This is a genomic window from bacterium (assembly GCA_021372615.1).
Taxonomy (GTDB): domain Bacteria; phylum Armatimonadota; class Zipacnadia; order Zipacnadales; family UBA11051; genus JAJFUB01.
This window is the reverse complement of the sequence record JAJFUB010000042.1, coordinates 1-22,306: the sequence shown is the minus strand read 5'-3', so window position 1 is coordinate 22,306 and position 22,306 is coordinate 1. Positions and strand designations below refer to the sequence as shown.

Annotated in this window: 10 protein-coding genes; 6 read left to right on the top strand and 4 right to left on the bottom strand. The window is 69.2% G+C overall.

Annotated elements, in window-relative coordinates; translation table 11 throughout:
* Positions 1-59 precede the first annotated feature (59 nt).
* On the bottom strand, positions 60-4,184 hold the full coding sequence (locus LLH23_07035) for a LamG domain-containing protein (protein ID MCE5238231.1): 4,125 nt from the start codon (positions 4,182-4,184) through the stop codon (positions 60-62).
* A 479-nt stretch (positions 4,185-4,663) separates the two neighbouring features.
* Here LLH23_07035 and LLH23_07030 point away from each other — a divergent pair, with 479 nt between their 5' ends.
* Both LLH23_07030 and LLH23_07025 read left to right on the top strand, forming a co-directional pair.
* Positions 4,664-5,752: a hypothetical protein gene (locus tag LLH23_07030; protein ID MCE5238230.1), complete on the top strand. Its 1,089-nt coding sequence runs from the start codon at positions 4,664-4,666 to the stop codon at positions 5,750-5,752.
* Between the two features lie 164 nt (positions 5,753-5,916).
* A complete protein-coding gene (locus LLH23_07025; protein MCE5238229.1) occupies positions 5,917-6,711 on the top strand; it encodes an energy-coupling factor transporter transmembrane protein EcfT in 795 nt (264 codons plus the stop codon).
* A 124-nt stretch (positions 6,712-6,835) separates the two neighbouring features.
* On the opposite strand, the gene LLH23_07020 is transcribed toward LLH23_07025, so the two are convergent.
* Both LLH23_07020 and LLH23_07015 read right to left on the bottom strand, forming a co-directional pair.
* Positions 6,836-9,955, bottom strand: a complete 3,120-nt coding sequence (locus LLH23_07020) for a beta-N-acetylhexosaminidase (GenBank protein MCE5238228.1) — start codon at positions 9,953-9,955, stop codon at positions 6,836-6,838.
* Between the two features lie 80 nt (positions 9,956-10,035).
* Positions 10,036-11,163 carry a beta-lactamase family protein gene (locus LLH23_07015; protein ID MCE5238227.1) on the bottom strand — a complete coding sequence of 376 codons (1,128 nt, stop codon included), beginning with the start codon at positions 11,161-11,163 and terminating at the stop codon, positions 10,036-10,038.
* Positions 11,164-11,246: 83 nt separating this feature from the next.
* On the opposite strand from LLH23_07015, the gene LLH23_07010 reads away from it, so the two are divergent.
* On the top strand, positions 11,247-11,564 hold the full coding sequence (locus LLH23_07010) for a divalent-cation tolerance protein CutA (protein ID MCE5238226.1): 318 nt from the start codon (positions 11,247-11,249) through the stop codon (positions 11,562-11,564).
* A gap of 43 nt (positions 11,565-11,607) precedes the next feature.
* On the opposite strand, the gene LLH23_07005 is transcribed toward LLH23_07010, so the two are convergent.
* Positions 11,608-14,244 (bottom strand): ATP-binding cassette domain-containing protein, encoded by a 2,637-nt coding sequence (locus LLH23_07005; GenBank protein ID MCE5238225.1) that lies wholly within the window; start codon positions 14,242-14,244, stop codon positions 11,608-11,610.
* Positions 14,245-14,373: 129 nt separating this feature from the next.
* Here LLH23_07005 and pabB point away from each other — a divergent pair, with 129 nt between their 5' ends.
* From pabB to LLH23_06990, 3 genes are all read left to right on the top strand, one after another.
* A complete protein-coding gene (gene pabB, locus LLH23_07000) occupies positions 14,374-16,335 on the top strand; it encodes an aminodeoxychorismate synthase component I (GenBank protein MCE5238224.1) in 1,962 nt (653 codons plus the stop codon).
* A 126-nt stretch (positions 16,336-16,461) separates the two neighbouring features.
* Positions 16,462-20,697 carry a heparinase II/III-family protein gene (locus tag LLH23_06995; protein MCE5238223.1) on the top strand — a complete coding sequence of 1,412 codons (4,236 nt, stop codon included), beginning with the start codon at positions 16,462-16,464 and terminating at the stop codon, positions 20,695-20,697.
* Between the two features lie 131 nt (positions 20,698-20,828).
* Entirely contained in the window at positions 20,829-22,253 is a 1,425-nt protein-coding gene (locus tag LLH23_06990) for a hypothetical protein (protein MCE5238222.1), read from the top strand.
* The last annotated feature ends 53 nt before the right edge of the window (positions 22,254-22,306 follow it).

The following is a 22,306-nucleotide window of genomic DNA, read 5'->3' as shown; positions in this document are numbered from 1 at the left end:
CGAGCGTCCCTCCCCCTTCGTCATCCTCCTCACCCTCCGCGCCCCGCAGGGGCCGCCGCCTACGGGGCCCATACCTCGAGCACGCGCACATCACCCGCCGGCACCGTCACCGGCGCCCCGGGCTTCAGGTCCCTGTTCTCCCACCATTCGCGCAGCGAGTCCACCTTCCGCCCCTTCACCCGCAACGTCCCGCGCCAGTCCGCGAACAGGTTGTTGTTGGTCAGGGTGACCAGCAGCTTCCGCGGCGCGTCGCTGGTACAGTTCACGCGTACATTCAGCCCCGGCGGGTCAAGAGCGACGGGGCTGAAGGACGCAAAGTACTCGTCCAGCACCGCCCGCACGCCCTGCAGCAGCGCGTAGGGCGACTCCATGTTCACCAGCTTCGGGTCGGCGTAGGTGAGTTGGTCAGTCATGAAGTTGTCGGCAAGGCAGACGATGACCCGGCCTCTGCCTACCGTGTTGACGGCCATCACCGGCGCGCCGGATTCGCTGCGCAACAGGGGCTGCGCGGCCTGCAGTTGTGCGCTGCGGAGCGTGTATGGCTGCTCGGGCCAGACCTGCTTCGTGCCGACGCGCGCGGTGCTACGGGCCGTCTGCGGGTCGCCGACGCTCAGCCCCGTGAAAGCGGGCGGCAGCTTGGCCGCGTGGCCGGCGTCCATGAGGACATCGCCGCCCTGCTGGACGAACTGCTGCAGGTTAGCCGCGACTGCGGGAGTGATCTCCACATCGCCCATCAGCATGAGGGCGGTGTACTGCTGCAGCACGCTCGGGTGGCAGCGGTTGGTGATGACATCGAACAGGTCGCCATACGGCGTGTCGCAGATGAAGCCGCGCTCGTTGCGGAAGTAGCTGCAGTCCTCGTAGCCCGGCCACACCATGCGGAAGATGTTGTCAGTCAGGTAGTCGCCCTTCTCGTACGGCAGCTTGCCCCAGATCTTGTACTTATCGCTCCGGTACAGGTGCCGCGGCATGTTCCACCCGTTGGTGAAGTCGAGCATGAAGGCGATGGGCGCGTACATCACGCCCCGATCCGGGTGGCTCTGCACCCATTCGCGGAAGGCGAGGTGCTGGCGGCCGAGGGGGCTCAGTTCGGGCGAGCCATCCGGGTTCACGTCGGCGGTGAACTGGGCGGTCTCGGTGCCGACGATGCTGTCGCCGCCGGTGTAGCTCTGGAAGAACAGACGCCTGTGGAGGCTGAGCGAGCAGCCCTTGTGCGGCCCGAAGCCGTAGCCGTTGCCCCCGTCGGTCTTGCGGTCGGAGTAGATGTTGTAGCCGTACCGGTTCCAGATGGAGGTGGCCTGGGTGGTGAGGCGGCCGTATTGCTTGGCGGCCCCGCGCAAGAAGGCGAACATCAGCGTGTCGCTGGGGAGGCCCTGCGCGGTCTCGAGACCCAGCGTCCGCGCCCCGCGCTCGCCGTAGTAGTGCGAGAAGTTCAGCGAGCCGGTGGCGTTCATGAAGTGGGCGCTGTCAGCGCAGATCATCTCATCCCACTTCGCGAAGTCGTCCCAGCCGCCGCGCCGGTCGGTGAACTGCCCTCGACCCGCGTAGGCGCCGATGTAGCGCCCGTCCTGCTCGCCGTTGTCATAGCCGAGGAAGCGGTCGCCCATCACGCGCTTGAGGATGGCGTCATGCTCCGGTGTCACCCGCCACATGCGCCCCAGTTCGTTGTTAGGCACATAGCCCCAGATGTCGAAGACGATCAGGTTCCGTTGCTTGACCGCCTGCAGCCGCTCCTCCAGCGTCTTGAGTGCCTGCTCGTAGTCGGCGTCGGTCTTGCAGTCGCTGCGCTGGGGCAGGATGCCGATGTGCGGCCAGCAGATGTCGCCGAAGTTGTAGCGTTCGTGGAAGTTGCGGAGGGTACCCTCGGAGACTCCGCGCGCGCCCGTGAAGTGCAGGTCATAGCCCAGCGTCAGCCGCGTCACGGGCTTCGGCTCGGTGGTGGCGTAGAGCGGGTGCTCCTCGGGGACGACAGGTTTGAGCCACGGCCGGAAGCCGGGCGAGAGCAGGGGTCTGCCCTCGGTGAGGGGTCTGTCCCGAGCCGTATCCGGGGCTGACCCCGTTCGACCCCCGCCGGGGTCAGCCCCTTGCGGGACCTGCGGTCCCTCCGGGGACAGACCCCTGAGGGTATCCCTGCGGTCGAGGGTCAGCTCTGACAGCGCGCACCGCAGGGCGTTGGCCTGGGTGGGGTGGTGGTTGCCCTCGTCCAGCTCCACGGCGGCCGCCACGATGTGCTGCGGGTCGAAGATGTCGTTGCCCTCGAAGTCCAGGGGGGCGGCGACCGCCAGCGGTTCTTTGGCGAGGTCTCGCTGGCGCCATATCAGCTTCTCATCGCCCTTGGCGTCCACCACTCGGAGGGAGACGACGTGCTGGCTGCCCGTGCCGGTGAACGTGAAGCGGAGGCGGCCATAGGGCGACAGGTCCCATTGCGCGGGGGCGGTGAAGCGCAGGCAGTCGCCGCTGAACAGGTCGTCGGGGTTGATGTTGGCGAAGGCGGCGGTGAACTGCAGCGCCCCGGCAGCCCCGGCCGTCGCACTGCCGGTGCCCTGGCCGAACTGCAACTCTGTTTTCCAGGCGCTCAGCTTCGCGAAGGCGTCGGGCGGGGGCACTGCGAAGGGCTCGAAGGGCACCCTCCGTGTGGGGGCGGACGCCCCGGACGCACCCACCGGCTCCAGCCGCACACCCACGATGTCGGGCAGCACATCCTGCACGCGCAGCCAATGCGCCCCCGCCTGCAGGCGCACCGTGCCCTGCAGCTCCCACAGCGCATCCCGAGCCGTGCTCCGTTCGGTCAGGTTCCGGGCGCACATGTTGAAGTCATTGAGATCGTCGCCGTCCACGACCATGTCACACGGGCGGCGCGTGGCCGCGGCATAGCGCATGTACACGCGGTACGTCTGTGCGGCCGGGCAGTGCAGCCACCATTCGGCGCTGCCGTCGCCGATCATCAGGGGCGGTTGACCCTCTTCGGCGGTGTCCAGCTCGAGCGTGCCGGTGGCCCAGTCGGCCTGGGCGGGCAGCAGCAGGCTGCGTGACGGCTTCGCGGGAGCGCCGGCGCCCACGCTGAGCGGGACCAGCGCCGGCCGGCGGAACGTGCGGCGAGGCCCGAGGCCCTCCTCCCACGTATCGCCGCCCTGATGGGAGGCAACGCCGAGGGGGCTCTTGATCTCGACCCGCGGCACGACGAAGTAGCCTCCGGCCTTGGGCACCAGCCCCACGAGGTACGTGCCCTGCGTCGTCACCTCATCCGACACGTCCAGCGTCAGCCTCGCGATCTCGCCCTCGGTCTGGCAGGCGTACTCACCCACGACGACCGCGGGCTTGCCGGGGGGCTTGAGGCAGACCCAGGCGCCGGCGTCGCCGCCGTGCAGCTTCTTGAGCGTCAGGTTCAGGGCCGCCACGCCGGTCTTGACGGGTTGGCGCACCGCCGGGGCCGGGCGCACGGGATGGGAGGCCCCCGAGGCCTCGTAGATGCGCTCGCCGGGCTTCATCTTGCCTTCCGGGTCGTACCGAACGACGTCCGACACGCGCACTTCGTCCAGCGCGCCGCTGTACCAGTAGTCCATGCCCACATAGCAGCCCAGCCACAAGCCGCGGCTCGGGGCCCCGAGGGCGAAGCCCTGCGGCCCGGGCTTGCGGCCACGCAGAGCGCCGTCGAGGAAGGTGCTGACGGTGGCGCCGTCGTAGGTGATGGCGAGGTGATGCCAGCGCTCGGGGCGGATGGACACGCCGCCGGTGAGGACCTGCTGGTGGGCCTTGCCCTCGGCGTTGGGGACGCCGCCGCCGAGGTTGTACAAGGAGATGGACATGGCCGCGCCGTCATCCACCTCGAAGTGGAAGCCGACATCGTGGCCGATCAGGAAGCGCCGACCGGACATCCGCTCGGGCTTGAACCAGCATTCCACGGTGATCTGCTTGAGGGCGCGGAGGGCGTCGGGTTTGTCCAGGAAGGCACTGTCGTCCGCGCCGTCAAGCCACAGCCCGCCGCCGAAGCGGCCTCGCCCCCACGTGGCGCCCTGGAGCACCGCGTCCTGCCCGTGGCCGCTGGCATCGCGGACGACGGCGCCCTGGCCCTCGTCCAGGTGATAGAGCAGCACTGTGTGCCCATCGGGCACGAACGGCGCCAACTGGGCGTGGGCGACGGTGGCCGTGAGGCAGGCGACAGTGGCGGCCAGGGCGGTGCGCATGGGCGGGCACCTCATGCTCTTCGTGTGTGGCGGTGTCTTCGTGTCGCGGATGGGTGTGACCTGCGCCGCAGCGAGGAATCGGGGCCTCTGTCGCCCCTCCGGGGCTCAGGGGCAAGGGCCTCGGAGGAGTGGTAGGGGGCGGCCAGGCGGACGGGGGCTTCCGCCCCCGCCTAGATTGAGTCGGCCCTCCGGGCCTCATGTCAACGGCACGGCAGCAACCAGGACGAGGCCCGGCGTTGCGGCACGGGCAGTCGTCACGTCCGGGGCCTGCCTCCCGCCGACCACCGCGGCCGTGCCGTGGCCGTCAGCGCCGGAGGCGCGGCTCACGCTCGGCGGGGGCGGAAGCCCCCGTCCGGCCAGTGCCACCCTCCTCCTCTCCGCCGGGGTGGAGCCCCGGAGGGGCGACTCAAGGCCCCGAGCAGGTGTCCTCTGCCCGAGGCGGAACTCTCCCTCCGCAACTACCCGAGGAGAACCAGCCCATGCCTGAGACGATGACCAGCCACGAGCGCATGACGCGTGTTCTGAACTTCCAGCCCGTGGACCAGACCCCCATCGCCGTCAGCCCGTGGGGGGCGACCGTCAACCGCTGGAAGAGCGAGGGCCACATCCAGGAGGGGGAGGACGTCGCTGAGCATTTCGGCCAGGACCTCCGCACCGGCGGCTGGCTCAACTCCGTGGCCGACCTCGACTTCCAGGTCGTGACCCTCGAGGAGACCGAGGAGACGATCCTGCAGCTTGACGGCAACGGGGCGAGGCTGCGCCGCCACAAGCTGCATGACAGCACGCCCGAGCACGTGGACTTCACGGTCAAGGACCGCGCCGGGTGGGAGGAGCGCATCAAGCCGCGCCTGGTGGACGGGGACCGGCGCCGCATCCCCTTCGAGGGCTATCGGGACGCCAAGCAGTTCGCCGCCGACAAGCAGCGGTTCTTCTGCTGGGCCGGGGTCGCCCCGTTTGAGCAGATGCACCCGATCTGCGGCCACGAGTACATGCTCATGGGCATGGCCCTTGACCCCGAGTGGGTCAAGGACATGGTCATGACGTACGCGCGCATGACCGTGAACCACCTGGAGGTGCTGTTCGCCGAAGAGGGCACGCCGGACGGCATGTTCTTCTACGAGGACATGGGCTTCAAGCAGCGGCCCTTCATGTCGCCGGCGATGTACGAGGAGATCATCGAGCCGGGCCACAAGCTGCTCTTCGACTACTCCCACAGCCTGGGCTGCAAGGTGATCGTGCACTCGTGTGGCTACGTCGAGCCGCTGGTGCCGGGGATGATCCGCGCCGGGCTGGATTGCCTGCAGGCCATGGAAGTGAAGGCCGGCATGGACCTGCCGACGCTCTACCAGCGCTTCGGTGACAAGATCAGCTTCTACGGCGGCATTGACGTCCGCTTCCTGATCGCCAACGATCTGCCGGGCCTGGACGCGGAGATGGATCGCAAGATCCTGCCGGTTGTGCAGGGCGGGGGCGGGTACATCCTGCACTCCGACCATTCCGAGCCGCCGGAGATCAACTACGAGACGATGCGCCATTTCATCGAGCGCGGACGAGCGCTGGGACGGTAGGGCAAGACAGGACGGGGCGCGGAGGGAGATAGTGGCGCCTCGACAGTTGCCGTAGGGCAGGCGGCCTCGCCTGCCCGCCGCCGGGACGCGCGAGCGAGGCCGCCCGCGCTACTGGAGCGGCAGTGTTCCGGTGACACCGGACGCGAGGGCGCGGAGGGCACACTGTGAGATCGAGCTGGCTGTACCAGGACCGCGGGAGCTGCCTGCACCGGCTGCACCCGATGACCAAGCTCATTGCCCTGCTGCTACTCTTCGTGGCCGCCTTCGCGTTCAACGACCCGCGCTGGATGGCACCCTATGTCGTCTTCATCGTGGCCCTGTTCGCCGTGGGGCGTGTGCTGGACAACCTGTGGCGTAACCTGCGCTTCGTGCTGCTGTTCTTCGTCCTCAGCGTGCTGCTGTGGACGCTGTTCCTGCGCGACGTGGACCCGACGTGGCACTGGGGGATCTTCGCCGCCTCGCGCACATCGCTGCTGTTCGGGGTGGCGGTGGGGCTCCGGCTGGCGTTCCTGATCCTGGCGGGGATGCTGTTTCTGTCCACCACCACCGTCGAGGACACAGCCTACGCCATGCGGCAACTGCGCCTGCCGGAGATGATGCTGCTGGCCTTCACGCTGGCCTTCCGGCTGGTGCCCTCGTTCATGCGGTCGGCCATGGCAGCGGCCGATGCGCAGCGGTCGCGCGGGCTGGAGTTGGACCGCGGGGGGCCGTTCAAGCGGCTGGGGCGCACGGTGCCGCTGATGGTGCCGGTGCTGGCCCGGGGGCTGCGCAGCGCCGACGACCTGACGCGGGCGCTGGAGGTGCGGGGGGTGTCAGCGGAGCGCCGGCGCACGCACCTGAAGGAGTACCACTCCCGCGCGGCGGACCTGCTGGTGGCCGGGGTGCTGGTGCTGGCCACGGCGGCAGCCATCGCGGCGCGGCTGCAAATGCACGCGGGGGAGTTGCTGCCCAGAATCTAGACCCCAGGGCGGGGCGTCACGAGGAGCGTGACAGGGACCCCGCGTGTCGAGGCACTACGGCGGGGTCCCCGTCGGGCTACGCCCGAGACCCCGCCCTGGCTCAGTCGTCTCGAGCGCCCACCCCCTACCGCTTCTCCACCTTCCCCATCCACATCTGCGGTTGGTTGCGCAGGTCCAGAGTCTGCTGGACGGCGTTCAGGACCGCTGCGGGGTCGTCGGTGATCTTGTCGGCGAAGGTCACGAAGTGCGAGACCGGGGCGCTACCCTCGATGCCCACTCCGCCCCAGCCGCCGCCGGGGCCGGTCATGTGCCGAGCCGCGACCTCGGGCGTGAGGTTCGCCAGCAGCAGGCCGTCCGCCCGCGTCTTGGCGCACCAGGTGACATTGCTGCGGACCACATGGACCTGCTCATCGGACTTGCACACGGGCTCTTTGAAGCCGTCGGAGAACAGCGCCGTGCCCGGGTTGCCCTTGTCGGCCGCGAAGTTGGCGATGCTGTCATAGTCCCAGTAGAACCCCACCGGCTGGGCCAGCATGACCTCCACGAGGGGCTGGCCCGCATAGAAGGTCAGTGTCCGCTCGTTCGCGCCGTTCTTGGCTGAGCCCTTGAGCCGCCCCAGCACGGGTCCGGCGGCCTCCAGCGTCAGGTCGAACTGCGCGCCGCGGTCCAGGTCGCCTGCATCGCAGAACCCTGCCCAGCCCCCGCGCCCGGGCTCCGTGATCTCCAGGCCGTCGAGCGCCTTGACGAACCACTCGAAGACATGCCCGCCCTGCGCGCCCACGATCATCCGCGCCGGGCCGCTGTCAATCGTGGCCCAGCCGCCCTCCAGCTTCGCTGTCAGCGCGGGCCCTTCGGCCGGGGGTCTGGCGGCAGTCCCTGCCGGGTCGTAGTAGAGGGCGAACACGCGCGCGGACTTCGCGGCGCTCTGCCCCGGGGCGATGAAGGCGACCGTCGTCTTGCCGTCGGGCAGCGTGATGAGCTGCGCCGGGCCGGCGACCATCTGTCCGTCCGGCTTGACCTCCACGGCCCGCAGGGAAGTCGGCTCAGGCTTCACGTCGCCGAAGTTGACGACGACCTCCACGGGGTAGTCCGTCACAGCCTTGGCGCCGAACTGCAGCTTGACCGGCAGGCGATAGGCCCACTGGTCGTTCCACCACTTGGCGTCGGCGGGCAGGATCGGTTCGGTGGTGGGCAGGGCGCGGGTGTCGCGGCGGCCGGTCTCCAGCACCTTCAGGCCCAGCGCGGCGAGGTCGGGCATCTTGCCGGCGGCCAGGGCCTCCTGGGCCGCGGCGATCTTCTGCGACTGCGCCGTGGCGTCCCGAATGAGCGCCTCGTACTTACCCGACATCTCCTTGAGCCACCAGGGACGGTTCTCCAGCAGCCACAGGCGCTCGTACTCGGTGCGCAGGTCGGTCACGGTCTTGACCATCTCGTCCGTGGCGGCCTGGGCCTGCTGCAGCGCGGCGGCCGTGGGCTTGGTGTCGGGGAAGGCCAGCAGCGCCTCGGTCGTTCGGGCGCAGGCCTGCAGCCACAGTTGGCGGCTGCGGCCGATGGACTGCAGGCGCCGCGCGGCGAAGATGAGGTAGTCCATGTCCCCCGCGTCCAGCGACGCCTCCGCCTTGGCTTGCCCCAGCAGCTTGACCGCCTCGCCCGTCGTCGCGCACAAGTCGTCGGCCTGCTTCGTGACGGCTTCGAAGGTCGTCGCCAGCGCCCCGAAGGGCCGCACCCAGAAGGCGCGGTCCGAGTTGTGTTCGGTCAGCGGGTTCTGGGCGCACCCGGCCAGCAGCGTGATCGCCCGGGTGAGCTTGCCGTCCGGCGTGCCGTAGCTGACCTGCGCGTAGGCGGCGTCGTAGTCCTCGATCTTGCTATCCGCCGGCTTCCAGGCGCACGCCCCGCCCCAGTTGGTGCCGTAGAAGTTCCACGTGAACAGGTTCTCGCCGTCGTCGTCCCAGGTGGTGTTCAGCGCCCCCAGCGCACCGAACTTCGCGCCATCGCGGGTGTAGTTCTGGATGTTGACCAGCGCGTTGCGGTAGTTGGGGAAGATCTGCGACCAGCACGAGACGCCGGGGCAGACCATGAACTCGAAGCCGGCCTTGGTGAAGGGCTCTATGGCGCTGTCGTACGTGTCGCGGGCGCCGTAGCCCCACGACAGCAGGATGGTGTCCTTGGGCAGGTTCTGGACGATGTCCGGATGCTGCAGGGCAATGTCGCCCCACATCATCATGCGTTTGTGGTACTTGTCGCGCAGCATGTCATGGATGCGGATCATGTGCCGTACGTACACGCCCCCGACGCCGATCTGCGCCGCCAGGTCCTTGCTCGGCCCGGTGCCCAGGCCCTGGGTCTCGTCGCAGTTCACGTTGAACAGCGGGGAGTCGTATGCCGGGGCGATCTCGCTGTAGACGTCATCGAGGAACTGGTAGCTCTCCTCCTTGACCGGGGTGATGATGCCGCCGGTCTCGCGCAGTGCGGCATACTCGGGGTGTCGGAGGATCTGGTAGAAGTGGCCGAAGCTCTGGAAGTTGCCGACCAGCTCGACATGGTACTGCCGGGCGTAGGCGGACAGCTCCTTGACCTGCTCGGCGGTGAGGCCGTCCTCGGGCGCGATGACCGGGTGCTTCTGCAGCTTGAAGACATGCTCGGTGTAGAACGTGAGCATGTTCATCTTGAACTCGGCCATGGTGCGGATTTCGCGCTTGAAGTAGTCCATCGTCGGGATGGGCCCGCGGCTGATGTCATCAGAGTAGCCACGGTACTTGAGGCCGGGCCAGTCGAGGATGCGACAGCAGGGGATGGTCGTGCCGGTGCGATTGGCGCGGATGAGCTGCTTGACGGTCTGCACGCCGTAGAAGGTCCCGGCGGGGCTGTTGCCGGCGACAAGAACCTTGTCGGGCGAGACTAGCAGGAAGTACGCCTCGGGGCCCTTGTCGGCCAGCACGGACAGGTCCTGGCCCTTCAGTTCACCCGCCATGAGCGCGATCTCACCGATGATGAGCGCGCGCCGGGACGTCTCGACGCCTGTCCCCTTGGGCTTCATCTCCCGCACGACTTCCTCGACGACCTGCCGCAGGGCCAGGTTGTCCTCGGCGGGGGCCTTGGGGGCGAGGGTCACGACGCTGCCCCTGAAGTCGAAGCTGCCGGGGAGCGCCTGGACCTGCTGCGGCGTGGGGATGAGCTTGAGGTCGGCCGCGTGACTGAGTGTTGCGGCCAACATGCTCGCGATGATGACGCTGCAGGCTCTCATGGTGTCGCCTCCTGGTCTCGTGGGGCGTGGTGTTCGTCTGGCAGTACCGTCCGCAGGACGCAAGGACACCGACAGCGGCGTCAGGCGCTGCCCGCGCGCGGGATCAGGCGCTTGCCGACGATGTTCGCAATGCGTTGCCGCAGGCCCATGACACTGACCTCGCGTCCGAAGTGGACGCGGTTGGCGAGGATGATGACATACACGCGGCTGGTCGGGTCGGCCCACACGGACGTGCCCGTGTACCCGGTGTGGCCGAAGCTCGCAGGTGCGCCCTCGCCCGGGCGCGGGAAGTACTTGCCCCGCACCGAGGGCGAGTAGGTCGAGTTCATGTCCCAGCCCAGCCCGCGCTGCAAGTTCCCCAGGTCCAGCCCCGGGGAGGTCATCGTCCGCACGGTCTTCTTCCGCAGGAGGCGCACACCGTCCAGTTCGCCTCCGTGCAGGATCATCCGCATGAAGCGGCTGAGATCGGCGGCGGTACTGAAGAGCCCGGCATTGCCGCCGACGCCGCTGAGGTAGCGGGCAATCTCGTCATGCGCAACGCCGCACAGCACGCCCTCGGGGAGGGGCTCGGTGGCCGCACAGCGAGCAGCGGCGTAGTTCGTCTTGCCCGCCCGGTGGAAGGACGTGTCCCGCAGCCCCAGCGGGCCGCCGATGTGCCGCCGGAAGTAGGCATCCATGGCCAACCCCGACACGCGCTGCACCACCGAGGCCAGCACGACGAAGTTCAGGCACGAGTAGGCGAAGCCCTGGCCGGGCGTGTAGTCGAGGGGGAGGCCGGCGATGTCGGCGATGGCCCGGCGGCGGCGCTGCGCCGGGGGCACCGTGTCGCCCCACTCGTGCAGATAGTTGCGATACGGCTTCAGCCCGCTGGAATGGGTCAGTAACTGCCGCAACGTCGGGTCGGCCGGCCCGCCGGGCCGGCCGAACTCGGGCAGCCAGTGCGACACTGGCCGGTCGAGCGACAGCGCGCCCTGCTCGACGAGCTGCATCACGGCGGTCGCGGTGGCGAAGGGCTTGGTGACGGAGGCCATGTCGAAGATGGTGTCCGGGAGCATGGGACGCGGCTCGGGCTGCACCATGCGCTGCCCGTAGGCCTCGTGCAGCAGCACTTCATGGCCGCGGCTCACGAGCACCACGGCGCCGGGCGTCTGCCCGGTCTCGATGGCGGCATTGACCGCGCGCTTGATCTGGGTGGCAAGACTCTCCATGGGGCAGGACAGTTGCCCGCGGGGGAGGGGGAATCCTGCCGCGAGGCCAATCAGGCTGACAGCACGCGCGCAGGAGCGGACCCATGGCGGACTTCATCCAGGTGCAGACGACGACCGAGCGGCGCGAGGAGGCCGAGGCGATCGCGGGCGAGTTGGTGGCGCAGCGCCTGGCCGCCTGCGTGCAGATCGTGGGCCCGATCACCAGCACCTACCGCTGGCAGGGGCAAGTCGAGCGGGCAGAGGAGTGGCTGCTGCTCATCAAGACGACCAGGGCGATGTACGAGCCGGTGGAGGAGGCGATCCGGCGTCTCCATGCCTACGAGGTCCCCGAGATCATCGCGCTGCCGATCGAGCGGGGGAGCGAGGGGTACCTGGGGTGGGTGGCGGCCCAGGTAGAGTAGAGCGGGGTCCCCATCGGCTGCGCCGACACTCCGCTCGGAACGGTCACCGCTGCAAACGGGCAGCGGCCTCGTCCACCGACAGCAGCACCTCGCCGAAGGCTGCGCGGCTGAAGCGGATGACGTCTGGAGCGACCTGGTGCGCTTGCGCCAGGAGCGCCTCGTCGGCGTACAGCTCGCGCGGCGTGCCGTCGGCCAGCACGCGCCCGCCCTCGCCCATCAGCACCAGCCGCCGCGCGTACTCCGCCGCCGCCCATGCTGCGTGCGTGATCATCACGACCGTGTGCCCCTCCGCGTTCAGCGCGCGGAGGCGCTCCATCATCGCCACCTGCTCCACCCCGTCCAGCCCCGTCGTGGGCTCATCGAAGACGATCACCTCGGGGCGCACCGCCAGCACCGCCGCCAGGGCCACCTGCTGCCGCTCGCCGCGGGTGAGCGTGAACGGATCGGCCTCGGCCCTGTCCGTCAGGCCGACCCAGGCCAGCGCCTCGCGGACCCGCGCTTCCCGCTCCGCCGCCGGCAGGCCCAGATTGCGCAGGCCGAACTCCACCTCGTCGCTCACCTGCTGGCAGAAGATCTCATCATCGGGGTCCTGGAACAGATAGCCTACGGTGCGCGCCAAGTGCGCCGGAGTCGTCTTCGTCGTGTCCTGCCCGGCCACCAACACCCGCCCGGCCGAGGGCTTCAGCAGGCCGTTGAGGTGCCGCGCCAGGGTCGTCTTGCCCGCGCCATTGGGGCCCAGCAGGGCCACGAACTCGCCGCGCTGGATCTCCAGGTCCACACCTGCGAGCGCCTCGACCGCGTCGTAGCTATGCCGGAGGCCTGCGACCTCGATGATGGCCTCAGATGTGGAAAGATCGTGGGAGCGGTCACCGACCGCGACCCCGCGGGACCGATCACCAGCCTCGACGTCCCCGTCGCGGTCGGTGACCGCTCCCACGACCCCTCCTTCACCATGTCCCACGCGCGATCCATCCAGGCGCCATCCTTCCCGCTGCGCGGCCGCCACGGCCTCCTCGACCGTCAGCGGACGCTCGAGGCTGCCCAGGCGAGCGAACAGATCCGGCAGAGGCAGCGGCTTGAGGCCCAGCTTCCGGCAGCGCTCGGGATCGCGCAGTAGCTCCGCCGCCGGCGCGCGCGCCTGCAAGGCTCCTTCCCCCAGCACGGCCATGGTCTCGGCAGCCAAGCTGCCTTCATCCGTGTCCGTGGGCGACCACAGGTCGTTCTCGACCACCACCAGCGTCTTGCCCTCGGCGCACAGGCGGCGGAGCATGTCCACCAGCTCGCGCCGGCCCTGCGGGTCCAGGTCGGTCGTCGGCTCGTCGAGGACCAACACATCGGGTCGCGCCGCCAGCAGCGCCGCCAGCGCCAGCCGCTGCTTCTGCCCGCCCGAGAGCGTGGCCGGATCGGCGTGCTGCAGCTCCGTCAGGCCCATCGCGTCCAGCGCCTCGTCCACCCGCTGGAGCATCTCGGGGCGCGGCACGCCGCGCTGCTCGAGCGCGAAGGCCACTTCCGACCGCACGTCGGTGCAGAAGAGCTGGCTCTCGAAATGCTGGAAGAGCGTGCCTACGCGCAGGGCGATGTCATGGACGGGAGTGTCCGCGGTGTCCATGCCGCACGCGGACACGCGGCCCTCCAGGTCACCATCCTGGAGCTGGGGGATGACGCCGCACAGCGCCAGGCAGAGGGTGGACTTCCCGGCGCCGGTGGGGCCGACGACGGTGAGCCACTGGCCCGGCGCGAGGGCGAGGGAGACATCGCGCAGCGCGGGTGTGTCCCAGGAGGGGTAGCGGAAGGTGAGGTGGCTCACCGCGAGGCCGTCTTGTGGGGCCGGACCTCCAGGACGCCCCGGCGCATCCGTGACGTCCGCGCCGACGCGGCCCTGGTCGGCGCTCCGGCGCCACCGCGGCGGACGGGCCAGCAGGGCCGCCCCCACCACTGTCAACAGCGCGCACACGCCGGCAGCGTTTCGCACCGAGCCCAGGACGAGCAGCCACGCCGGCGGCTGGCCGTTGGCGCCCAGGCGGAAGATGAATACGGCCAGGGCGACACCGGCCAGGCTGCCGCCGATGGTCAGCACCGCGCCCAGAGGGGCCAACCGGCCTGGGGCGGTGTCGGCATCGCTCATGTTCTGCGACACCAGCAGACCCCAGCGCCGCGAGCGGGCATACAGCAGGGGCAGCAGCGCCCCGCCCAGGACAATCGCGGGCAGAGCATTGTTGAGCGTGATGATCGTGCCAAGGACATGGTACGGCGCCATGCCGAGCAGGTCCACGCCCCAGGCGATGATGGCCGCGCAGGTGCTGGACGCCATGAGACAGACGAAGATGTAGAGGGGCAGTTGGCGGAGGCCGCCGGTGGCCTCGCGCCGGCTGAAGGTCGCCCACAGCCGGTAAGGCACGTAGGCGAAGAAGAAGTTGCCGATGAAGCCGAAGAAGCTGCCCGGGGTGAGGGTGCCGAAGAAGTCGCCGATGAGGTTGCCGAAGGCCGAGCCCCAGGCGGCGGCCGGGCCGAAGAGCAGCCCCAGGATGACCGGCAGCGCCGAGGCCGGACGCACCTCGGTCAGGCCGGGAATCAGCACGATGGCCTTGAAGGGGATCAGCAGGGCCGCATAGAGCGCCGCACACAGCGCCGTCAGCACGACCATGCGGGTGCTGCGCCACATCTCAATGGCATCGCGCATCAGGTCATCGCTCCGGAGGGGAAGTCACCGTCCCGCGCCCTCTTCGCCGTGCACACCCCTTTTCCTGCCCGGCAGGGCACGGGGCCGGCGACTGCGAAATGCTACCCATCTTGCTTGAGAAAGTGCCTGATGACTGACCTGTTGCGCCGGCCCGGCTCGGCCCTGTTCTGCGGTGAGGCGTGGGGTTCGACGGCCTCACGGGGGCAGTGCGGGCGTGAGGAGACGCCCGCCCACGCGATCTCGCTGTCTGACCCGCTCCGCGTCATCAGCGGCCGCGACCCTGACGCACTGCCCGCGGCGCTCGACGCAGTCGAGCGCGAACTGGCCGCCGGGCACGTTGTGGCCGGCTTCATGTGCTACGAGGCCGGCCGGGTGTTCGGGCTGCAGACGCACGATCCGTGGAATCCCACTCCGCTGTACTGGTTCGGAGTGTACGAAGCGGCCGTTCACCCCTCCCCCGTGGGGAGGGGTCGCCCCGCAGGGGCGGGGGTGGGTCCCGTCCCCGACATGCGCCTCAACGTCACCCGCGACGAGTACTGCGCCGCCCTCGCGCGCGTCAAAGAGTACATCGCCGCCGGAGATACCTACCAGGTCAACTACACCTGCCACGCGCGCTTCGCTGCTGATCTGGACCCGCTGGACTACTTCCTGGCGATGGTGCGGTCGCACCCCGTGCCCTATGCGGCCTACCTCGACCTGGGCGAGGCGCAGATCGTGAGCATCTCGCCCGAGTTGCTGCTGGAGAAGCGCGGGGACATCCTCAGGACCAAGCCGATGAAGGGCACGCGCAAGCGCGGGCGCACCCCCGAGGAGGACGCGGCGCTGCGGGACGAGTTGACGAGTTCGCTCAAAGACCGCGCCGAGAACCTCATGAGCGTGGACATGATGCGCAACGACCTGGGGCGCGTCTGTGAGATCGGCTCAGTGGACGTCCCGGTGCTGTTCGAGGCGGAGCAGTACCGCAGCGTCTGGCAGATGACGACGACGGTGACGGGTCGCGTGCGTGAGGACGTGGGTCTGCGCCGCGTCATGGAGGCCATCCTCCCCGGGTCCTCGGTCACCGGCGCCCCCAAGCAGCGCACCATGGAGATCATCCACGAGTTGGAGCCCGAGCCGCGCGGCGTCTACTGCGGGGCGGTCTGCCTCTTCCTCCCCAATGGGGACTGGACACTGAACCTGCCGATCCGTACGCTGGTGCACCGCGCCGGCCGCTACGACCTCGGCATCGGCTCGGGCATCGTGTGGGATTCGGACCCGCTGAGCGAGTATGAGGAGACGCTGCTCAAGTCGCAGTTCGCGCGGCGCCTGACGCCGGAGTTGCGACTGTTTGAGACGATGCTCGCGGAGCCGCGTGGGGCCGGACGACCGCGTGGGGCCGCGTGTCCTCGCGTGGCCAAAGGATGCGCGTGTGAGGACACACGCGCCCACGCGACCCACGCGGCCCGTGTGGCCTATGAGAGCGAGCACCTGCACCGCCTGGCACAGTCGGCGGCGTACTGGGGCTTCCCGTTCGCGGCGGACGAGGCGCGGGAGGCACTGCGAGCGTGGGTGAGCACCCATGAGGCAGATGATGCGACCATCGTCCGCATGGAGCTGGACCAGGAGGGTGGGCTGAGCTTCAGCAGCCGCCCGCTCCCGCCGCCGCCCGAGCCGCCAGTGCGCGTACTCATCTCTCAGGTGGGCACGGACTCCTCAGACCGCCTCCTGTACCACAAGACCAACCAGCGCGACCTGTATGATGCCGAACGCGAGCGCGCCATGGCCGGGGGCTACTTCGAGGTGGTCTTCTGCAACGAGGCCGGGAACCTTACCGAGGGCGCGATATCCAATCTGTTCGTGAGGCGAGGGGGCCAGTGGCTCACCCCACCGCTGACGGATGGCCTGCTGCCGGGCATCTGGCGCGCGGACTTCATGGCCCGCCACGCGGCCGTCGAGGCGCACCTCACGCCGGAGATGCTGGGGGAGGCTGAGGAGGTCGTGATCGGCAACTCGGTGCGAGGGGAGATCCGGGTGGATGAGGTGGTGCTGGGGGGGCAGACGCTCCACGGGCGGGAGTGGTCATCCCGTCAGGGAGCTGATGGAGATCACTGAGCTCGAGAGGATGGAGACGATACGGCAAGGCCTGGGGGCCGGCTAATCAGCGACTCATGTCGTCTATCCTCGATATCCCTGCCGTCATCGTCACCATCCTCTCAAGCTCAGCGAAGGGATATTGCCATGTGCCGTCATTGCCGCTTTGTTCCGTGGGCTGTGCCGCTGATGCTGCTGTGCGGAGGCGCCACCGTGCAGGCTGCCAACCTCGCCACTGGCCCAGGGGGCGTCGCTGTCGCCGAGAGCCAGCACCGCGACCGCTGGGGCGTGGACGGTTCCCAACCGTGGCTGGCTTGCGATGGCAAGAACGAGACCTCGTGGCTTTCGGACAACTGGGAGTACAGCCACACCCTCGCACTCATCTTCCCGCGGCAGGTCACGGTGCGGCAGGTCGTCATCCACTGGGGCGGCGGCAAGCCACCACTCACTATCACCGTGCGGCGCTGGCAGGACGGTAAGTGGGGGGACCTCAAGACGGTCACTCCGCCGGCGGATGCCCCATCGGTTGCCATTGATCTCGACCCGGTGGCCGTCACGGCACTGGCTGTCACGCAGCCGGCCGGGCAGGCACACCCGGAGGCCGACCGGCGGCTGCGCCTCGGCGAGGTGCAGGTGATGGGCGAGCCCGTCGAGCCGGCCGCGACCGTGGATGTAGCCGCGCTGCGGATGGCGATCGTCGCGAACCTCGCCGCTGCCCGCCAGGCTGAGGCCGACCAGCGCGTCGCGCCGCAGCTTGCGGTCGTCATGGCCAAGCCCAAGACCGCCGGCTTCATGGGGGTCATCAACCGCGAGGACCTGGAGCGCGGGCAGCGCAACCTCGCCACGCGGCCGTGGGCGCGCAAGTTCGCTGACCGCGTCCTCAAGGATGCCGACTGGTGGGTGGGGCAGAGCGATGAGGCGATCTACAAGCTGATCCCCGAGGGCAACCCGCGCGCGCTATGCCCGCAGTTCGAGAAGGGCTGCCCCATCCATGGCGGCGCGCGCGGCGTCTTCCGGGCCACCATCGAGAAGCCGTATGTCTGGAAGTGCAGCAAGGGCGGCGAGGAGTGGTACGACGGCGCGCTCGTGAAGCACCCGCAGACCGGCGCGGACGTCACCGTCCGTGACGACGGCAATGGCTGGCTCGCCCCCGAGGGCTTCCTGCATCCGGGGCGGCGGTACTACTTCGTGGCCGCCTACCGCTACTTCCTGATCGGCAAGCTCTTCAGCGGCCCGTACGAGGGCGACGGCGGCTCACTGTACCAGGGCGGGACGCCGGTGACGCAGTTGTCCCTGGCCTATGCCCTCACCGGCGAGGCGAAGTATGCCCACAAGTGCGCCGTGATGCTGGGCCGCCTCGCCGAGGTCTACCGCTTCTACGACGGCTGCGTGGAGGGACCGTCCCAGCGCCAGGACGGCTACATCGGCCAGACCTTCGAGCGCTTTCTCGTGCAGAACCTGATCCAGGCCTGCGACCTGATCTGGGATGCGGTGGGCCAGGACGAGGAGTTGGCGCGGTTCTTCGCGGCCCAGCAGACGGCGGGGGACTACAACGGCGACGGCAAGATCACCCCTGCCGACGTGCAGTTCAACCTGCAGCGCAATCTCCTCGGCTACATCTACGAGTACCTGCACCGTTGCATGCCCTACTTCGACGGCGACTTCATCATGTATGAGATGACGGCGCTGGCGGCGCTGGCCGCGACGCTGGGGAATGAGGAGATCACGCGCGAGGTCCTCGAGAGCGATGTCGGCCTGCGGGTGCTTCTGACCAACTCGTGGTTCCGCGACGGGAAGTTCATCTACGACAGCACGGGCTACAACCTGGGGAACGCGCAGACGCCGCTGCAGATCGCCGAATGGCTGCACGGGGTGCCGTATCGGGGCAAGCCCCTGGACCTGTACGACGATCCCGACTACCGCATGAGCGCCCTGTTCGACTTCATCCGCCATGTGGACTGCGACGGCCGCGTGCCGCAGATTGGCGACGTGGGGGGCTCGCGCTCCCGCAGCTTGCGCGAGACGCCGGCGTACAGCACGTATGACGAGCGGGCGCTGCTGCGGCTGCCGTCGCGGCGGGACATCTACCTGTGCAGGCTGCTGGCCGCCAGCGGTGGAAACTTGGAGGGTCTGCGCGAGAGCACCGCCGACGCCTGGCTCGTGTTCCACGCCGGGTCGCCGCTTACCCCGCCTGGCTCGGGGCCCACGAAGCCGGAGTCTCCGTCGTCGCACATCTTCGACGATGGGGGCATCGCCATTCTGCGTGCCGGCAGCACAGCCGCCACGCGGCTGCACGTCCCCATGACCTTCAGCAAGGGCCAGTACGCCCACGGCCACCCGGACAAGCTGGCGATCAACCTCTTCCGCTATGGCTATGACCTGAGCGCCGACCTGGGCTATCCTACCACCTGGACCGACATCAAGAACGGCGGCTGGGAGACCAACACCGCGAGCCACTGCACGGTGATGGTGGACGAACGGGGACAGCAAGGCTACGTCATCGGCAACCTGCACTTCTTCGCCGCCGAGCCGCTGTGCGATGTGGTGGAGGCCTCGGCGGAGAGGGCCTACCCGCAGTGCAGCCTGTACCGGCGCACGGTGGGCGTCGTCCGCGATGAACAGGGCGAGCCGCTGTATGTGGTGGACTTCTTCCGCGTGGCGGGGGGCAAGACGCGCGACTACCACTTCCATTCGCTGGGCAAGCCAGAGGACCTCACCATCGCCAGCGCCGGCGTCTCGCCGGCCCAGGGCGCCGGGGCCGGCGAGACGCCGGCCCTGAACTGGGTGAAGCAGGAGCGCGGCACGCTCGCCGGGGAGGAGGTCGCGCCCATGAGCAAGGGCGGGTACGGCTGGCTATGGGACGTCCAGCGCACCAGCTCCGAGCGGCCGCTGGTGGCGCAGTGGGCCCCGACCACCGGCACCTCCCAGGGCGACCGCTATCTGCTTACGAGGCAGAGCTTCCGCAACTGCACGGTCGAGTTCAAGATCACCCGGACGGGGCAGGCCGGCGGCCCGCAGGAGCGCTGCGTGTTCGTCTTCGCCACCGACCCGCGGCATGTGAACGACCGTCGGGTCATCATGATGCCTGCCGGCAGCTTCCCGGTGGGGCAGCCTGTACCCGTCAAAATCGTCGTGCAGGGCGGGAAGGCCGCGATGACCGTCGGCGGGAAGCCCTCGGGCAGCGTGGATGTCACCGGCGCGGCACCCGAGCAGGGCTCCGTCGGCCTGCTGCACTACTACAACTACGCCTGGGACTACAGCGACTTCACCATCACGCCCGAGGGCGGGCAGCCGATCGTCGCCGACTTCACCCGGCCCTTGAGCGACGACTTCTGGGCGCGCAACGACGGCACGTACGCAGCCGTGGGCGGGGTGTTGCAGGCGCGCGATAGCGAGCCGGTGCGGCTGGTCATGCACACCGTCGGCGCCCTCGGGCGCGAACTCATCCGTGCCGTCTCCGAGGGCTACGGAGTGCGCGGGCAGGCGCCACTGGAGGGCCATGTCATCCTTCGCGACCGCCCGTCCGACGCGCAGGCGATCAGCACCTTTGCGACGGTCTTCGAGCCCACCAATCGCCAGCCCGTTGTGCGGAGTGTGGCCGAGTTGCCCGTCGTCGCCGGTGCGGGCGAGCGGCCGGGCGAGACCACGGCGCTCCTCGTCGAGACCGAGGGCGGCAACGGGCAGCCACGCCGTGATGTCATCATCAGCAGCGTGAGCCCGGACGAGGCGCATGAGCGGCGGGTGAAGCTGGGTGACCAGGAGATCATCCTGAAGGGGCGCTTCGCTGCGCTACGTGCGGTGGGCGGCCGCTTCGCTACGGGTATGCTGGTCGGTGGCGGCGGCCTGACGGCGGAGGGCTGCAACCTCAAGCTGCCCGGCGCCTACCGAGGCACGATCACGGCCGCGAACGTCGCCCAGGCAGCCATCGCGGTGAAGACCAGCCCCGGCAGCCCTTCTCCCGGGGCGAAGCTGGTGGGCAGGAAACTGCTGGTGCGCAACCCCTCATATGGCTACACTTCGGTCTATACCGTGGAGAAGGTCGAGGCCCTGTCCGGCGGCGCGGTCCGCCTGACGCTGAACATGCCGCTCCTCGTGGCCCGGGGCGTCATCCAGAGCGTGGCTGCCGCGCAGGGCAGCTTCGCCAGCCAGACCCCCGTGATGAAGCTGCGGGTGAACAAGGGCCTCTTTGACGGCAAGCCCGTGCGGCCGTCGCCGGAGGGGAGGGAATGGCGGCTGAAGTCGGCGACGGAGCAGGCCTTCGTGCTCCAGGACGCGAAGGGACTCACGGAGTTCGTCCCGGGCGGCAGCTATGTCGTCTGCGACCTCGGCATCGGCGACGAGGTAGAGGTCATCCTGTCTGGGTCGGCGAGGGGCACAGACTGAGCTTCAGAGGATGGAGAGGATGAAAGGCTAGGATGGCGAGGATGGGTCTAGGGGTCAGACCCCAGATTGATCCTCGACATCCTCGTTTTTCATCCTCGGCATCCTCTGAAGCTCACTGAACGGAGGTCGCCATGTTCCGGTGCAGTCTGTTTCTCGCGCTCGTCATCGTGTCGTCCTCCGTCTTTGCGCTCGACCAGGCGGAAGTCGGCCAACTGGTGCTGGTGGACCAGGCCGAGCTGGCGAAGACGATGGTGGACCGCGTGGCCTTCCTGCCGGGAGGCTTCACCATCGTGGGCGGGTGGCTGGAATGGCCGCAGACGCCGGTGGTGCTGTGCGTGCCCAATACCATCCAGGCGATGCAGGTGGGGCTGCAGGTGGCCTCCCCGCGCTTCGCGGTGTCGCCGGATGGCAAGCGCGTGGCGCTGTGGAAGCGCGTGAGCATCGGCGGGCAGGACCGGGCCGAGCTGAACCTCGTGCACTTTGAGAGCCAGATGGTGACGCGGGTGGGCGAGCCCGTCGCGATCACCCAGGCGCTGCAGCTTGCGTGGCTGCCGGATGGCCAACTCGTCTACGCGACCGAGGACGCACAGCGTCCGGTGGGGCTGCTGTATGTGGTGGACCTTACCGGCGGCAAGCCCCGCCGGCTGCTGGAGCTGCATCAGGGGCAGTGGCTGGATTTGCGGCCCGGAGCGGCCGCAGGAGAGGTATACGCCGTCTGGGGGGGAAGCACCCCCACCACCTATGCGGTGTCATGCCAGGCTACGGCCGGGGCGCCGCGGGTGGCGGCCGGGGGCCTGCCCGCCCCGGACGGCAGCGGCCGCACGCTGGAGGTGGACGCACAGGGTTCCCTCATCCTGGGCGTCTCGGCCACCGAGGGTGTGATCGTGGACCGGGGCGTCCGCGCCGCCGCCTGGCGGCCCGATGCGCAGGCCATCCTGTATGTGAAGGACAAGCAGGTCTTCGTGGCGCCGGGTTCGGGCCAGGACTCGCGCCTGCTGGCCGACACCGGCAAGGAGGCGCCCGACCTGTTCCTGCGCGGGTGCGGGTGGTCGCCCGATGGCGTGCGGGTGGCTTACTGGGGCGCCGCCGGCAACAGCGGCCGTGCGACCAGCGCCGGCCTGGGCCTGGAGCGCATCATGGCCCGGTTCGTCTTCCCCAAGGAGACGCCGGTCAAGGCCGCGGACCGGCTCTGGGTGGTCACGAAGTTCCAGCGGGACGTGATGGGCAACATCGTCGAGCCCGTCTGGAGCACGCTGAAAGCGCAGTTCGTCGTCACGCGCATCCTGCGCACACCGGAGGGCGTCATCGCCGAGAGCACCAGCGCCGGCTCGCAGGCGGGCGTGGTGGATCGCCTATCCGCCGGCGAGGTGAAGGCCCAGGAGCAGCCCGGCCACATCACGATCAGCGCGGGCGGGCAGACGGCGTCGCTGTGGTCGCGCACCAGCACGCTGCGCTTCCGCGCAGGGCTGCTGGCGTGGCTGGAGAAGACCAAGTACGTCGGCCAGCCGGACTCGCTGCAAGTCGAGCGGCAAATGCTGCTGCCGATTGCCAAGTAACACCCCTCAATCCACAGTAGCGCGGGCGGCCGCGCCCGCCCGGCGGCCAGCGC

What these genes read in the sequence shown, in the direction of transcription:
- LLH23_07005 (MCE5238225.1), bottom strand. Translation starts at nt 14,244, where the DNA reads ATGCGCGATGCCATTGAGATGTGGCGCAGCACCCGCATGGTCGTGCTG.
- LLH23_07035 (MCE5238231.1), bottom strand. Translation starts at nt 4,184, where the DNA reads ATGCGCACCGCCCTGGCCGCCACTGTCGCCTGCCTCACGGCCACCGTC.
- LLH23_06990 (MCE5238222.1), top strand. Translation starts at nt 20,829, where the DNA reads ATGTTCCGGTGCAGTCTGTTTCTCGCGCTCGTCATCGTGTCGTCCTCC.
- LLH23_07020 (MCE5238228.1), bottom strand. Translation starts at nt 9,955, where the DNA reads ATGAGAGCCTGCAGCGTCATCATCGCGAGCATGTTGGCCGCAACACTC.
- LLH23_06995 (MCE5238223.1), top strand. Translation starts at nt 16,462, where the DNA reads ATGTGCCGTCATTGCCGCTTTGTTCCGTGGGCTGTGCCGCTGATGCTG.
- LLH23_07030 (MCE5238230.1), top strand. Translation starts at nt 4,664, where the DNA reads ATGCCTGAGACGATGACCAGCCACGAGCGCATGACGCGTGTTCTGAAC.
- pabB (MCE5238224.1), top strand. Translation starts at nt 14,374, where the DNA reads ATGACTGACCTGTTGCGCCGGCCCGGCTCGGCCCTGTTCTGCGGTGAG.
- LLH23_07015 (MCE5238227.1), bottom strand. Translation starts at nt 11,163, where the DNA reads ATGGAGAGTCTTGCCACCCAGATCAAGCGCGCGGTCAATGCCGCCATC.
- LLH23_07010 (MCE5238226.1), top strand. Translation starts at nt 11,247, where the DNA reads ATGGCGGACTTCATCCAGGTGCAGACGACGACCGAGCGGCGCGAGGAG.